The organism is Marinitoga sp. 1197, from assembly GCF_001021165.1.
GTDB lineage: Bacteria > Thermotogota > Thermotogae > Petrotogales > Petrotogaceae > Marinitoga.
Genome location: NZ_AZAY01000017.1, coordinates 17,922 through 34,118, shown reverse-complemented (window position 1 = coordinate 34,118; position 16,197 = coordinate 17,922). Strand labels below are relative to the sequence as shown.

The 16,197-nt window shown below is 28.1% G+C and carries 17 protein-coding genes; all 17 read right to left on the bottom strand.

From position 1 onward, the window contains the following. Positions 1-10: 10 nt before the first annotated feature. Complete coding sequence (locus X275_RS05655) at positions 11-1,327, bottom strand: TldD/PmbA family protein (protein ID WP_047267933.1); 1,317 nt, start codon at positions 1,325-1,327, stop codon at positions 11-13. Further along, complete coding sequence (locus tag X275_RS05650) at positions 1,324-2,712, bottom strand: TldD/PmbA family protein (RefSeq protein ID WP_047267932.1); 1,389 nt, start codon at positions 2,710-2,712, stop codon at positions 1,324-1,326. The genes X275_RS05655 and X275_RS05650 overlap by 4 nt, the downstream gene beginning before the upstream one ends. A 206-nt stretch (positions 2,713-2,918) precedes the next feature. Beyond that, entirely contained in the window at positions 2,919-4,220 is a 1,302-nt protein-coding gene (rfbH, locus tag X275_RS05645; protein ID WP_047267931.1) for a lipopolysaccharide biosynthesis protein RfbH, read from the bottom strand. 2 nt (positions 4,221-4,222) lie between these two features. Then, positions 4,223-5,302 (bottom strand): CDP-glucose 4,6-dehydratase, encoded by a 1,080-nt coding sequence (gene rfbG / locus X275_RS05640; RefSeq protein ID WP_197072606.1) that lies wholly within the window; start codon positions 5,300-5,302, stop codon positions 4,223-4,225. Positions 5,303-5,306: 4 nt separating this feature from the next. After that, complete coding sequence (locus X275_RS05635; RefSeq protein WP_047267929.1) at positions 5,307-5,951, bottom strand: HAD family hydrolase; 645 nt, start codon at positions 5,949-5,951, stop codon at positions 5,307-5,309. Further along, a complete protein-coding gene (locus tag X275_RS05630) occupies positions 5,941-7,737 on the bottom strand; it encodes a thiamine pyrophosphate-binding protein (RefSeq protein ID WP_047267928.1) in 1,797 nt (598 codons plus the stop codon). The genes X275_RS05635 and X275_RS05630 overlap by 11 nt, the downstream gene beginning before the upstream one ends. After that, on the bottom strand, positions 7,734-8,786 hold the full coding sequence (locus X275_RS05625) for an NAD-dependent epimerase/dehydratase family protein (protein WP_047267927.1): 1,053 nt from the start codon (positions 8,784-8,786) through the stop codon (positions 7,734-7,736). The genes X275_RS05630 and X275_RS05625 overlap by 4 nt, the downstream gene beginning before the upstream one ends. Before the next feature lies 1 nt (position 8,787). Continuing rightward, complete coding sequence (locus X275_RS05620; protein WP_052913679.1) at positions 8,788-9,918, bottom strand: radical SAM/SPASM domain-containing protein; 1,131 nt, start codon at positions 9,916-9,918, stop codon at positions 8,788-8,790. Positions 9,919-9,931: 13 nt separating this feature from the next. Next, on the bottom strand, positions 9,932-11,047 hold the full coding sequence (locus X275_RS05615; RefSeq protein WP_047267925.1) for a class I SAM-dependent methyltransferase: 1,116 nt from the start codon (positions 11,045-11,047) through the stop codon (positions 9,932-9,934). Next, the gene (locus tag X275_RS05610) at positions 11,040-11,342 is read right to left on the bottom strand and encodes a hypothetical protein (RefSeq protein ID WP_047267924.1); all 303 of its coding nucleotides are present in this window, start codon (positions 11,340-11,342) and stop codon (positions 11,040-11,042) included. The genes X275_RS05615 and X275_RS05610 overlap by 8 nt, the downstream gene beginning before the upstream one ends. Next, complete coding sequence (locus tag X275_RS05605; protein ID WP_047267923.1) at positions 11,342-12,019, bottom strand: radical SAM protein; 678 nt, start codon at positions 12,017-12,019, stop codon at positions 11,342-11,344. Before X275_RS05605 ends, X275_RS05610 begins: the two co-directional genes overlap by 1 nt. 192 nt (positions 12,020-12,211) lie before the next feature. Next, positions 12,212-12,604 (bottom strand): nucleoside-diphosphate sugar epimerase/dehydratase, encoded by a 393-nt coding sequence (locus X275_RS05600; protein ID WP_047267922.1) that lies wholly within the window; start codon positions 12,602-12,604, stop codon positions 12,212-12,214. Next, positions 12,594-12,731, bottom strand: coding sequence for a hypothetical protein (locus X275_RS11510; RefSeq protein ID WP_156168704.1), 138 nt, complete (start codon positions 12,729-12,731; stop codon positions 12,594-12,596). Before X275_RS11510 ends, X275_RS05600 begins: the two co-directional genes overlap by 11 nt. Then, the gene (locus X275_RS05595; RefSeq protein WP_052913676.1) at positions 12,732-13,337 is read right to left on the bottom strand and encodes an FkbM family methyltransferase; all 606 of its coding nucleotides are present in this window, start codon (positions 13,335-13,337) and stop codon (positions 12,732-12,734) included. It abuts the gene before it with no gap. Next, positions 13,338-13,769: a hypothetical protein gene (locus X275_RS05590; protein ID WP_047267921.1), complete on the bottom strand. Its 432-nt coding sequence runs from the start codon at positions 13,767-13,769 to the stop codon at positions 13,338-13,340. Positions 13,770-13,876: 107 nt separating this feature from the next. Further along, positions 13,877-15,400, bottom strand: a complete 1,524-nt coding sequence (locus X275_RS05585; RefSeq protein ID WP_047267920.1) for an N-acetylneuraminate synthase family protein — start codon at positions 15,398-15,400, stop codon at positions 13,877-13,879. A gap of 12 nt (positions 15,401-15,412) precedes the next feature. Continuing rightward, complete coding sequence (rfbF, locus tag X275_RS05580; RefSeq protein WP_047267919.1) at positions 15,413-16,186, bottom strand: glucose-1-phosphate cytidylyltransferase; 774 nt, start codon at positions 16,184-16,186, stop codon at positions 15,413-15,415. Between the last annotated feature and the right edge of the window lie 11 nt (positions 16,187-16,197).

Genomic DNA, 16,197 nt, shown 5'->3' with positions numbered 1-16,197 from the left:
AAAATCTCTCCTATTCATTACCTGCAATATCTATTTCAGAAACAATAACAGATGGCGAAATTGCGCCTCCAAATGAAATCCACATATCATTTCCAATAGCTTCAATATTTTTTAAAATGTTGAGAAAATTACCTGAAACTGTGATTTGTTCAACACCACCAACAATTTCTCCATTTTCTACTTTTAATCCCTGTGCTCCTAATGAGAATTCCCCTGAAATTGGGTTAGCTCCAGAATGCAATCCTTCTAATGATGTAATAATTATTCCATTATCTAATTTTTTTATTAATTCATTAAAGTTTAGTTCTCCTGGTTCAACTAACAAATTAATTGGAGCAATTCCTCTTCCTGATGCATTGCCAGTTGATTCCTTTCCATCTTTTTTTGCTGTCTTTAAATTATATAAAAATGTTTTAAATTTCCCATTTTCTATGATATTTTTTTCTTTTGTAGGAACACCTTCATTATCAAATGCGGCATTTGATAATGATCCTTCATAATATGGCACATCTTTTATTTTTAATATATCACTACCTATTTTTTCTCCTATTTTTTCTTTTAAAGGTGACATATTTTTTTGTGCGTTTTCTGCAGAAATCATAGGTATTAACATAGTAGATATTAGTGATGCAAACTCATCTTTTCTAAAAATTACTCTATATTTTCCGCTTTTAACAGATTTAGCCCCGATTTTTGCTTTAGCTTCTTCAACTGCTTTTTGACTTATTTCTTCAACATTTAAATTTTCCGGTTTTGTTGTAAGACCATACCAAAATCCTGATCTCGGAGATTTATCTTTTGCCACTACTGAAATATATGCATATCCACCGTCACCTTTATATGATTTTTCAAGGCCTAAAGTGTTAGCCATTGAAACCTCCGTAACCTGATGGCCTAATACAGTTATAGGAACCATCATTATACTTTCATCTTTTGAAGCTATTTCATGCATTTTATTTAATTTTTCCATTTTTTCTTTTACACTTAATTTTTCAAATTCTCCATAATATGATTTTATATCAGGATATTCGCCTTTACCATCATAAAAAAAGTTTTCCTCTTCTGAATCAATTATTTCATAATTTGTTATTGCTTCTTCCAACAATCTTTCGGGAGCATCAAAAATTGTAGTTGAAGCGGATCCAATTTTCCCATTTTTCAATACTTTTAAAGAGATTGAACTATTATTTGCATCTTTGTATTCATCCATATTTCCATTGGCCAGTCTTATTGAAAATTCGTAATTTTTAGAATATGTTATTTGAGCTTCAAAACCTTTTTCTTTTGCTAATTTAAATACTTTATCTTTAAATTCATTATATGTCATTTATTTCGCCCCCCAACAATTATTTCAGAAACCCTTATAGTAGGTTGTCCAACATCCGCTGGAATACTACCAGAAATAGATCCACACATTCCCTGACCTCTGGCTATATCATTTCCAACCATATCTATTTTTTGTATTATTTCATATCCTTTTCCTATTAATGTTGCACCTCTAACTGGTTTTGTTATTTTTCCATTTTCTATTAAATAACCTTCATTTACAGCAAAATTAAATTCTCCTGTTGAAGGATTTACAGATCCTCCACCCATTCTTTTTGCATATAATCCGTATTCTGTGTTAGCAATAATTTCTTCAGGATAATTATCTCCAGGCAAAATGAAAGTATTAGTCATTCTCGATGTTGGAGCAAATGTATAATTCTGCCTTCTTGCACTACCTGTTGGTTCCATATTCATTCGTCTTCCGCCTAATTTATCTATCATATATCCTTTTAATACGCCTTTTTCTATTAACAAATTTCTTCTTGTCGGTGTTCCTTCATCATCTATATTTGTTGAACCCCATGCATTTGGTATTGTTCCATCATCAACAGCAGAAACGCATTCTGCAGCTACTTTTTGTCCTAATTTACCAGCAAAAACAGATGCACCTTTTGCAACAGAGGTTGCTTCAAGTGCATGGCCAACAGCTTCGTGGAAAATAACTCCTCCAAATTCATTTGCAATTACAACTGGCAATTTCCCTGCAGGTGCAGGTTCTGCTTTTACCATTTTCACTGCAGTTCTTGCTGCTAACTTACCTACTTCCTCTACATCTATTCTATCGAAAAATTCAAACCCCATGCCTGCTCCTGGACCATAAAATCCCGTTTCCATTACTCCATTATCTTCAGCTACTGCTGAAATCATTAACCTTGTTCTAACTCTATTATCTTCTGCAAAAACACCTTCTGAATTTGCAACCAAAATATTTTGATTATATTCCCAATATCTAACAACTACTTGTTTTATCAAATCAGAATAGTTTTTCGCTGAACTATATGATCTTTTCATAACATCAACTTTTTTCTTTTTTGTTATATCTTCAGGATATAATAATACTACATGCTTATTGTCAAATTTCTTTTCTGTTAGATTTAAAGTTAAATCCTTTATTTTTATTTCGCCAAGAGCTTCTCCAACTCTTTTTGCTACATTTAATAAACTTTCCCTACTTAAATCATTTGTGTATGCATATACTGCTTGAGTATTTAAAAATCCTCTTATACCAACACCAAAAGTATTGCCAGATGATGCATTTTCTAAGTCTCCATTTTTCATTTCAAATGTGTTGGTATATCTTTTTTCTACAAATACTTCAGCAAAATCTCCACCGTATTTTAATACGGTCCTGATTACTTCATTTACTAATTCCTTGCTTAACACTATTTCACCCCCGAAATTGTCAGTTTAATAATATTATATCACATTATCATATAATTAGCAAAGCTAATTATATGATAATTATATATATTCAAATCATAAAGGATTGATGTGCAAATTAGCGAAGCTAATTATATGATTAAATATATAGATATATTTAAGTTTTAATATATTTATTAATAGAAAGAGTGTCTTATTAATAAAGCTAATTAATAATTCTCAAAAAACTTTTCAAATGTATTTATTATATAATTAATCATTTCATTTGTAATACCAGGATATACACCTATAAAAAACGTATTATTCATTATTATATCGGTATTTATTAGCTCTTTATGAATTTTATATTTCACATCTTCATATGCCGGTTGTCTTGTTAAATTTCCTCCAAATAACATTCTTGTCATTATTTTATTTTCTTCTAAATAAGTTACTATATCCCATCGTGAAAATTTGTCATTATCTTTTACAGTTATTGGAAACCCAAACCATGATGGATCACTTTTTGGTGTTGGTTCTGGTAATATAAGATATTCTTCATATTTTTTAAGTCCTTCTTTCAGCAATCTAAAATTTCGTTTTCTTTTTTCTATGAACTCTGGTAATTTTTTTAATTGTGCAACTCCTACCGCAGCTTGCATATCTGTTAATTTTAAATTATATCCTATATGTGAATATACATATTTGTGATCATATCCAAAAGGTAATGTTCCATGTTGTTGTTTAAATCTCATTCCACATGTATTACTGAACCCTGGTTCGCAATAACAGTCTCTTCCCCAATCTCTAAATGATTTTACCAGTCTTTCTAATTGTAGGTTGTTTGTCAGTATTGCTCCGCCTTCACCCATTGTGATGTGATGTGCAGGATAAAAACTTACTGTTGCTATATCTCCAAAAGTTCCTACTAATTTCCCGTTAAATGTTGAACCAACTGCATCACATATATCTTCTATTACCCATAAATTGTATTTTTTAGCTACTCTCATTACTTCATATAAATTAAAAGGATTCCCTAATGTATGAGCTATCATTATAGCTTTTGTTTTTTCTGTAATAGCAGATTCTATTTCTTCTGCTTTTATGTTATATGTTGGTATATCAACATCTATAAAAACTGGTATTGCTCCATTTTGTATTATGGGATTTACTGTAGTTGGAAATCCAGCCGCTACTGTTATTACTTCATCGCCAGGCTTTATTCTTCTTTCTCCAAGTTTTTTTGATGTTAATGCAGATAATGCTAACAAGTTTGCGGAGGAGCCAGAATTTACCAACGTTACACTTTTTACTCCAAAAAATTTTGCAAATTCATATTCGAATTTTTCTGCAAATCTTCCTGTTGTAAGCCATCCATCAAGTGATGCTTCAACAAGATTTATATATTCTCCTTCATCAAATACTCTTCCAGCAAATGGTATTACTGTTTTTCCAGGTATAAATTCTTTTTTTATTTTATTTTTTGCATATTTTTTTGTAAGTTCTATTATTTCTTTTCTTATTTCTTCCATTTTTAATCCTCCAACCACTTTATTTTATTCTCGAAATATTCTATTTGATTTATACATAAATCAAATACATCATTTTTCTTATAATTTTTATACCATTCCACAGTTAGTTTTATTGTTTCATCTATATTTAATGTTGGTTCCCAATTAAGATAAAACTTAGCTTTACTAATATCTAAATTCAATAATTTTGCTTCATGTGGATGATTTTTATTTGATAAATCTTTCCATCTACCTTTTCCATAGTATTTTATAACTTTTTCTACTATTTTTTTTACTGTTACTATTGAATTTAAATGTGGGCCAAAATTCCATGGGCCACTATATTTTTCCGGGTTTTCCATTAACTTTGTACCTAAAAGTAAATATCCACTTAACGGTTCAAGTACATGTTGCCAAGGTCTAATTGCATGAGGACTTCTAATTTCTATTGGTTTATTTTCTTCTAATGCTTTTATACAATCAGGAATTATTCTATCTTTTGCCCAGTCTCCGCCACCTATTACATTTCCTGCTCTTACTGTGGCTATGACCTTATTATGTTTTTCAAATTCTTTAGGATTAAAAAATGATCTTAAATATGCACTTGAAACTATTTCACTTGCTCCTTTGCTTGCACTATATGGATCGTATCCACCCATTGGATCATTTTCTCTATATCCCCATATCCATTCTTGATTTTCATAACATTTATCTGATGTAATGTTAATTAATATTTTGGATTCGCTTGTATTTCTAAACGCTTCTAATACATTTACTGTTCCCATTACATTTGTTTCTATTGTTTCTCGTGGAGTTTCATATGATAATCTAACCAATGGTTGCGCTGCTAAATGAAAAATAATTTCTGGCTTATATTCTTCAAAAACTTGTTTCAATTTATTATAATCTCTTATATCCCCACGTATATCTATTATTTTTTTTGAAATATTTGATAATACAAAGTTATCTCTTTGAGTATAAGGATCTAAAGCATAACCTATTACTTTTGCTCCCATTTTTAATAACCACAATGAAAGCCATGAACCTTTAAATCCTGTGTGTCCTGTTATTAATATTTTTTTGTTTTTATAGAATTGATTCATATTATCACTCCACGATCTTAAGTAATTCATTAAATTTATTTATAACAACAGTACAATTATTAAAATTTGATTTGTTTTGGCAAAAACCATAAGAAACACATATCATGTCAATGTTATTATATTTTGCCGCATCAATATCACTTTTTGTATCTCCAATCATCACACTACTATTTGAAGATATTTCAAGTTCTGTAATTAATTTTTTCAATCTATTTTTTTTTGGTAAAACATTACCTTCTAAAGGAACTCCGACAACTTTTTTGAAATATTTATCCATCTTAAACTTTTTTAGTATTTTGTTGGCAAAAATTTCTGGTTTTGACGTTATAATATACATATTATTATTTTTATTGTATAATTCTTCTAATGTTTCCAGTACATATGGGTATAAATTTAACATATATACCCCTTTTTCTGCATATAACTCTCTAAAATCTTTTCTAATTTTAAACTTTAAAGGGTTATCCTCAATTCCAAAGATTATATCCATAATCTCATCTAACGTTGGACCTATAAGTTTTAGTATTTCGTCTCTTGATAAAGGTTCTAAGTTATTTTTTTTAAATGCTTCTTGCATAGAAAATATAATACCTTCTGATGTGTCAAATAAAGTACCGTCCATATCAAAAAATAAATGCTTATATTTCATAATATCCCTCTTTTTCTGACATGATATTATTAAATTCTTCTCTATCCAAATACGGCCACAGATCTTCCATAGGGAGAGTTATTATTTTCCCATTTTCTATTTTTGATTTTGTTCTTGGAATAGTTGTATAAATTTCAGGAATTTTAACATTACAAATTACAGGTCCCTCATAATCAAGTATTTCGTCTATTTTATTAATTAAGTCTTTATTATTTCTTAATTCATAAAATTTCAAACTATATGCATGCGCTATTTTTTTCATATCAGGTAAAGTTAATCCACTACTTTCATTACTGCCCACATAATTTCCATTAAAATAGTTATTTTGTGTATTTACAATAGAACCGTATCCTTTATTGTCAAGAATAAAACATTTTAAAGGTATATTCAATCTTCTTAACGTTTCTAATTCCTGTATATTCATTTGAATTCCGCCATCTCCTGTAATACATATGGTTCTTCTGTTTAATGCAATAGCTCCTGCAATTGAAGCAGGTAATCCAAATCCCATAGCTCCAAATCCTTCATTATTATAGACTCTTTGTCCTTTTTTTACTTTAAATGATTGCATAGTAATTTCGCTACATAATCCTGAACTTCCTGGAATAATTGCATCATTCTTGCTTAATTTTTTTGACAAAATATCTATTAATACATATGGATTTACAAAATCTTTCATTTTATAATATTCATCTTTTATAATAGGATATTTGTTTTTTAATGATTTACAGAAACTTAACCATTTATCTTTTCTCTTAAATTCTATTTTTCTTATTTTTCTATTTAATATATCTAAAAATCTATATGCATCACTTACAATTTTTAACTCTATATCCATTTCTAATTTATCTATTTCATTTTTATCCACATCTACTATGACTTTTTTTGCATATGGTGCAAAATTTTTATGATTATATGCTGTTTGCCCTGTATCTAATCTTGCACCAATAGAAATAAAAAGATCGGACTTTTGTTGTATAAAATTGGCATATCTTGAGGCGATAGCTCCAGGTCTTCCAAAATTTAATGGATCATTTTCATCAAGAAAATCTATAGCTTTCCAAGTTAATAATATTGGAATATTTAATTTTTCAATAACTGAATAAAATAATTTTTCCGCTTTTGCTAATCTTATGCCATTTCCAGCAAGTATTACTGGCTTTTTTGATTCTTTTATCATTTCAATTAATAACTCAATTTTTTTATCTATATCATCATCAAAATTTGATTTTGGTGGAATATAACCTTTTAATTTTTTTTCATCTATAATCGCAGCCTGTATATCCAATGGAATATCGATCCATACTGGTCCTGGTCGTCCTGTAGTTGCAAGATAAACAGCTTTTTCAAGATGGTATCTAATGTCTTCTGCATCTGTTATCGTTACTGCATACTTTGTAATTGGTTTTACTAAAGATATTATATCAATTTCTTGAAAACCTTTTTGCCTTAATTTTGAATCTTTAATCATATCCTTAGTTTTAACCTGTCCGGAAATTATTAACATAGGAGTTGAATCAACCCATCCAGCAGCAACTCCAGTTATTGCGTTTGTTCCTCCAGGTCCAGTGGTTACTAAGCCCACCCCTATATTATTTGTAGCCTGAGCATATGACTCAACGCTAATAGAAACTGCTTGCTCATTTAAATTGGTTATATATTTTAATCTTTTATTTTTTCCCAGTGAGTCTACAAGATGCATGCAACCTCCACCTGGAAGCATAAACACATGTTTTACCCCTAAATTTGCAATAAAATTAAAAACATAATCGGAAAGTTTCATCATTTTAATCCCTCTTTTCTATAAAAATCTATAGTTTTTATTATTGCATCTTTTAAAGATGTATACTCTCTCACTCCAAGTTCTTCTTTTATTTTTTTCGTTGACGGTATATATTTATCTACTTTTTTTGAAATTTCCTTTTTTTGAATTATAATTTCCATTTTTTTATTAGATACGGAATTGATTAATTCAGCTACTTCTTTTATTGATACAATATTTTCTGATCCAACATTATATATTGATCTATTTTTTGAATTTATCAATATCTTAAAAAACCATATTATTGCGTCTGCTGCATATAAATATGATCTTAATGCTTTCCCATCTCCCTTTATTACTATTGGACCTCCTTTCAAGGCGTCTCTAATAAAATTTCCAATAGCATAATGCAAATTCAATTGCAAATAAGGTCCTACAAAAGCAAATCCCCTGGCTATTTTTACTGGAATATTATAGTTTTTCGAATATTCTAAAGTTAAAAATTCAGCCATCTTTTTCCCGATTGATAATGCCGCATTCGGATCTTCAAAACATAAATTTCCACAATAGTATTCAGGAATTTTTTCGTAAATATCAGAATGAGTTCCGTAAACCTTACCGGAACTCATATATAAAAAACCTTTTATTTTGTTTTTCTTTGCAAATTCTAAAATTCTTTTTGTGCCAGCAGTTATAGTTTCAATTCTGATAATTTGATTTTCACCTTTGAACCATCCTTCTGCAGAAGCGCTGGCTCCATGTATAATATATGAAAATTTTTCATTTGGAAAATCAAAATTTCTAATATCTCCTTTATAAAAATTTACATATTTTTCATTACTTAAGTACGGAAAATTTTTCTTAAATTTTTCTGGATTTCTTGACAATACACCAATTTTTATATTTGTATTCAATTTCTCATTAGCTCTTAATATACTTCCTAAAAACCATTTACCAAAAAATCCTGTTCCACCTGTAATAAAAATTTTTTCATTTTTTATTTTTTTAAATTCTTCTTTTAATTCTTTCAAAATAAAATCAAGGTCTTCTTCAAATCTTTGATTTAGTTTCATCTTATTTCCTCCATCTTAAATACCCATTTTTTGTTTTCTCTGTTTTGAGTTTTTCTTCATCTTTTATGTAGTCGTTCTCATCAAAAACTTTAAACCACGGTACTGGTAATGGTTTATTCCCATATATTCTTTTCGAATCGTATTCTTCTATAAAGTGTTTGTCTTCTGCAATTAAGCATGTATCAACATATTTTCCGAACCATTTTATCTTTAATCCTCTTTCAATGATATCTTTTAATGGTTCTTCAAACACATTTCCTAACGATGCATGTATATATGGACATGGCATAACATCGCCATATTGAGTAACTGATATCATTCTTTTTACTGCAATGCATCCAAGATCCAAACCATATCCAGGAGTTAAATGTGTAAATACATTATATTTCTTTTCAAGTTCTCTAACATAATCCATATCCTTTTTAGTTACTAATACATCATAGTTTCCTTCCCAGTTTCCTACAGGTTTTGCATAAGTTACAAAAACACCTACATCTTTGCTGTTTAAAAATTTCAAAAATTCTTCAAACTCTTCAGAATAAACCCTTTGTTTGGTAACTACTGTTTGAATTATAATGTTTAACCCTGCTTTTTTTGCAGCATCTATAGCTCTTAATGCTCTTGCATGAGAACCTTTTTTCTTTCTAAATTCATCATGCTCTATTTCATTTAAACTATCAAGACTTAATTGTATTTTGTCAACTCCCAATTCTTTCAAATGAAAAGCTTTTTCTTCATCAAAATACCATCCATTTGTATCAAGGGATATATAAAATTTCTGTGGATCTATGGCTTTTATTACCTCATCTAAATCTGGAAAAACCAATGGTTCTCCACCAGTTATAACAAAATGGGCTAAACCCATTTCATCAGCTTGTCTAGATAATTCCTTGACATCTTCTGGTGTAAAACTCCTTGCACCGGGTTTTCTTAGTTGCGAAATACCACAGTGAACACAATTAAAATTACATGCATAATTATACTGAAATTGTATTATAGCAATGCTTTCTCCACGCTTTACTTTTTCTTCAAATTTTAAAATTTTTTCATAAACATAAGGTTTTTTCTCTTTTAATTCATTCCTTTTTAAATCTTCGCTCTCTTGAACTTTATAATCAATTTTTTTCTTCATCATCTTACCTCCGTTATATTATTTTCAATTTATTCTTTTCTAAAATCGCTATTTTTATTTCAGGATATTCTTCTAATAATTTTTGTTTTATTTCATGGGAATAACTTCCCGCCATTATAATAATCGCCTTAACAGGGTTTTCTCTTAAATAGTTAGGGGATACTATTTTAATATGCGTTGCTGGAGTATATTTATTTTGCTTAAATTTTGCAGAATCTATAACATATCTACATTTATCTCCTAAATTCAAAGCAGCCATTACAAATAATGCTTGATGCCCAGCTCCCCAAATTGCAAAATCTGGATATTTGTTAATAAAATCATAAATATTTTTCTTCAATGTTTCCTGAAATGCCTGAAATCCAGAGAAATTTAATTTCTTTCTTTTTTTTACTATTGCTGATATTATATAGTCATTCCATATTTCATTTATTTCAATTATCTCAAATCCACTTATTCTTAAAGTTATTTCAAACGTTTCTTTTGTAAAATAAGATAGATGATCTATGGTAAATTCTGAAATCATTTTTTCTTTTTTTATCATGTTAAAATTTGGAACCTCTATTATACCAATTCCGTTATCATTTAAATTATTTGATAAACCTCTTAAAAAGGTTACTGGCTCTGGCACATGTTCTAAAAAATTAAACATAAAAAAGGCATCATATGGTTTATCTGGTAATTCATATTTTTCAGTATCTATATATCCTTGAATAGCTTTTAAGCCTTTTTCTTTTATATATTTTATATTCTCACTAGAATATTCAAAACCATATACATTTTTGCTAATTTCTGCTAATATACTTAAATAATCACCATTTCCACTTCCTATTTCTATACACTTTTTATTATATAAATCATATTTCTCAAAAAACTGTTTTAATTGTTTTAATCTGAATTTTTTCATTTCACTTGATACAGATGTAGCCCTAATTACTGTTTTATAATATGAAACGGGCTCATTAATCAATTGTATGAGCCCGCATGATGTACATTGAGCAATATTTAAAGATATACTTTTATCTTTTCTTAAACTATGTTCATCAGGGAAAAATTGGGATTTTGCTGGTAAATTTTCAATACTATATAGTGTTTCAACTTCTCCACCACACACACGACATTTATTCATTTTTTATCTCCACCTTTAATAAATTATCAATATAATCAGAATAATATAAAGGATTAAAATATCTATGTAATCCATATTTTTGACACGTTTTGCATAAAGGGTGGTTTTCTCTTAATTTAATTACTTCTTCAAATGTTATATCAAGATAATTATCTGCTAATTTTCTATATGTGTAATTACAACACTGCATTACAGATAAATCCCAATTTATTACAGGCACAATTCTTTTTAAAAGGCAATTCTTATCTTTTTCTTTCTTCGCATTTTTAAGCATATCATCAAGTGATACTAACATTATATCCGCACCTTTTTGAGCATTAGTTGGTAATTTTCCAGTTTGAATATATCCCATTTTGCATTTTTATGGGTTATTTCATAATGTTCCGAACCATATCCTGAAACTGAAACTCTTATTTGTGGAGGTTTTGATTTTATAATTTCTTCAATATTATTTCCATAATTTAGATTAGTCGATATACCACCAGCAATTCCATATTTATTATTTATTTTTATAATTTCGGGGAGTTTAGGGTGTAAAAAAGGATCTCCCCAAACATATAAATCTACCAAGTATAAAAAAGGCATCTCGGCAATCAGTTTTTTTATTACTCTTTCATAATCTGTTATATTCATAAACCCAGTCTTTTTAAACCTGTTTTTAAAATCCCCTCTTGGACAGCTAATGCAACTTAAATTACAAGAACCGGAAATTTCAATTACTGGATAATATGGTGTAAACCTTTGGATGTTTATAAAATCTTTACCTTTCTCTAATCCATATTTTTCACATATTTTAAACATTTCTTTATTTTTTTTATCTACACTTGCCGTAAGTATAAAAGCATTGTTTAATTTATTTTTGTCTTCAAAAATTTCTTTCGGATCTAAAATAGGTATCCCTTCATAATACTCTCCAATAAGTTTTGGAGAACTATCTAAAAAAGCTTCTATTTTAAAACCGTTTCTTTCCAACGCTTTTAAAAAACCTCTCCCTCGTATAATTAGTATAGAATAATTATTAATAATTATATTATTATTATTATTATTATGCTCTTTGAAAAGTGAATATATTATATTGGTTTAAGTATCTTTAGCTATATATTTTAATATTAATAGTTTTTTGTTGAGAATTTTTTATTGTTTATTATTTACTTGATGTATTATTTACTTGTTTTTAAATTTTACCTCTGGTAAAATAGTTTTAGGTGCCACTCCCTTATATATTCTATAAGGTATTATTCCTTTCTTTATTTTCATATTTCCTTGCGGACAAAATACGCAATTTAAATTACATATCCCCGATATTTCCACAACAGCTTCTGGGCGTCTAATATTTATATAAGTTATATAATCAATCTTCTTTTTTAATCCAAATTCTTTACATATTTGTTCCATCTCATGTTTATATTGTGCTGCAGCCAAAATTAAAACAGCCTTTTTTTTCTTTGCCAATTCAATCGCTTTATTTGAAGAATAAACTCTTTTATCTTCAATTATGGTTCCCACTTTTTTTGTATCTGAATCACAAAATCCTTTTATATGTATTTTATTTTTCAAGATTCTTTTTTATAACTCTCCCTAATTTCCCAACACCCCATATAAATACGTCTTTTTCATTTATAAAATTTTTTAAATCTTTTATACTCATTCCTTGAATAGTTTTTAACGGTTTGAAATCGTTCATTTATTCACTCCTAGCGTATAATACAGTTTCACTTATATATACAGTATAATTTCTTAAATAAAATTTATAATCAGGATTTAATTTATTTAGCATTAATGGAAATTCCCATATATGTTCCGCACTATGATAAACACAAATAGCTAAATCAGGTTTATACGTAGAGATCAATATGGAACCACCTTTTATTGCTTCTATTTCAGCTCCTTCTATATCCATCTGAATAAATGTTGGAGAATAATTAATCAACGCATCATCTAATTTTACTGTTTGTATAAGATCTTTTCCATTAGCTGATATTTTACTGTTGGTATTATTTCCTGATGAAAAGAAAATTTGTGTTGTTTTAGAATATACTCCACATGGATATGCGAAAATTGCATCCGCTATATCTTTTTTATTGTTATTAATATATTTAATCAATTTACTATAATTAATTAAATCTGGTTCAAAACAAACTACAGACTCTTGCTTTCCTTTGTATTTTACAAGATTTCTTATAGTATCTCCATTATATGCACCACAATTAATAAACCTCGAGTAATTCATAATTATATCATCAGGAAAGTATTGCTTTTCCACACTTTCACAAGGTAATTCTTGAGGCATTTATATATTATGTGTTTTTAAATATTTTAAGTAAATATCTATACTTAATTTATCCGAAAATAATGTGAAAACTTTTAATATTTTATCCTTTTGCTTTTTATAATATGAAAAACTCATTTTCTCTATTTCATGACTTGTAAAATGAAGATGATATTCATATATTTGATTTGCTAAAATAATATTTTTAAAATTCTTTTGTTTAAGTATATTGAAAATTTCATTATAATATTCTTTCTTTCCAACAGTTATTATTACTACATAATTCTCAGTGTCATGTATATTTAAAGATTCTGGGTTAAATAAAGGAATATCTCTAAACTTTTCTCCATTTTCTGCTCTTTTATCGATAATTCCATCTATTTTTATATCATTATACCTATCTAATACTATTGAAAAAAAGGTTATACATCCACTTCCGCAACCATATAACAATATTTTTTTTCCTTTTACTAAATGATATAAAGAAAATTGTTCAGAATATGAAATATATTGTTTTTTTAATCAATCTTCTAATTCTTTAAATTTATCCATAATTCCACCTAATAAGATAACATATCTTCTGTTAAATAAATTTGTGTTTTTCTGTGTTTGTTAGATTGGATTTTTTTATCACTATAGAATGAATCATTTTTGAAATGTGTTGTTGAAATTTCTTCAATAACTGCACCTGTTTCACTATAAAAAGAGTGTTTTTTATTTCTTTCCACTATTATAATATCTCCGGTTTTATAAACTCTTTCTTGACTATCTATATTTATTATAAAATCTCCATATAATACATTAAATGTTTCTTCTTTTTGTTTATGATAATGTTCAGGGTGCTTTTGTCCAGGAAGTAATATAATTATTTTTTTGCAATATTCTCTATTTATTATGTCTATAATTGCTGCTCCAAAGTTTTTAAAATTATCCAATCCATAATGATGTGAAAGCTCACAGACACTATTTTCTGGAATTACAACATTACTTTTCCTAACAATATCGAGAATTTCTCTCACATATTCTTTTATCTGAGGATATAAATCTTTTATCTCAACATTGTTTTCAGAAATCGGTTCATATGCTTTAATATCCTTTTTGGCTACAAACTTTTTATATTTAGACATATCATTAGATGCATATTGCCCATTTTGTCTTGGTATGGCAAAAAAAACTTCATTCATAGTTATACATTGACCTTTTGAAATGTTTTTTAATGCAAATATACCTCTTCTTAGATTTTTTAAGGATGTAAGTTCTCCTTTTGAAAATGAATATCTTTTTCCTCGAACTCCGGACATTATATATGCTTTTTTTGCCGACTTTAACCATTTATAAACTTGTTCTGGATTAGCAGAATATGCATTTAATTTTATTTTATCTGTTTCAATTCCAACATGTTTTTCAAATATGGTAGCCCCTTTTGCAATAGCTATTTTTATAGCATCAAAATTATCTGGTTTTTCATGCGTTGAAAAACCTACATTAATGTCAGGAAATTCATTTTTCAACAAATCAATCTGATTTAATTCTAATTTTTCGTCTGTTGTAGGATATGCAGCAACACAATGCATAATATTAATATTTCTGCCTCTATGTTTAAAGAAATATATAACATTTCTTATTTCATTTAATGTTGCGCCAGCTATTGAAGCAATGATTGGCTTATCATATTTTGAAATTTCCTCTAACAATGGCCAATCAGTAAAAGATGCACTCGCTACTTTTATTATGTCATAATTATGCTTTATAACTTTTTTAACGGAATTCTCATCAAAGGGTGTACACATTGTTATAAATTCATTTTTTTCTAATTCATCTTTTAACTCTAAAAACTGAGATTCACTTAATTTTGTCTCCGAAAAACGTTTTATATATTTGTAAGAAAAATCATTTTTATAATCAGGGTGAATAAACGTATCTAAATCCCTATATTGGAATTTAAATGCAAAATCAAATATATCTTCAAATTCTTTAATAACTTTTTTTATTTCTCGAATAATTCTTTTTCCATGCTCAACATTTCCCTGATGGTTGTTTGCCATTTCAAAAACAAATAATGGTTTTTTAAACAATTCAATCATAGTAGTTCCTCCTTATTCCCATAATTTCCATGGAGCTTTTCCGGTGTTCCATAATCTTTCAAGCTCATGCTTATCTCTTAAAGTATCCATTGGCTTCCAAAATCCATCATGATGAAAAGCCATTAAGTTACTCTCTTTTGCCAATTTTTCAAGCGGCCCATCTTCCCACGCAGTATTATCATCGACTATATAATCAATAACTTGTGGTTCTAAAACAAAAAAACCCGCATTAATTCTCGAATTTTCACTTTTTGGTTTCTCTATAAATGATTTAACGGAATTATCTTTATCTATATTCAAAACACCAAATCTTCCTATTGGTTGAACAACTGTAATAGTTGCCAATTTATTATGTTTTTCATGAAATTCAACAAGTTTTTTAATGTTTACATTTCCAACCCCATCACCATAAGTAAGCATAAATCTTTCATTATTTAAATATTTTTTTATTTTCTTTATTCTCCCGCCAGTCATTGTATTTAATCCCGTATCAACCAATGTAACCTTCCATTTCTCAGAGTAACTATTATGTATTTCTATATCTCCTGTAGATAAATCTACTGTCATATCACTCATATGATTATAATAATTGGTAAAATATTCCTTTATAACATATCCTTTATAACCAAGACAAATTATAAAATCATCAAAACCATAGTAAGAGTATATTTTCATAATATGCCATAGTATCGGTTTTCCACCTATTTCAACCATAGGTTTAGGGATTCTTATTGTTTCTTCTTCCAACCGTGTTCCATAACCGCCTGCCAAAATTACAACTTTCATCTTATTCCCCC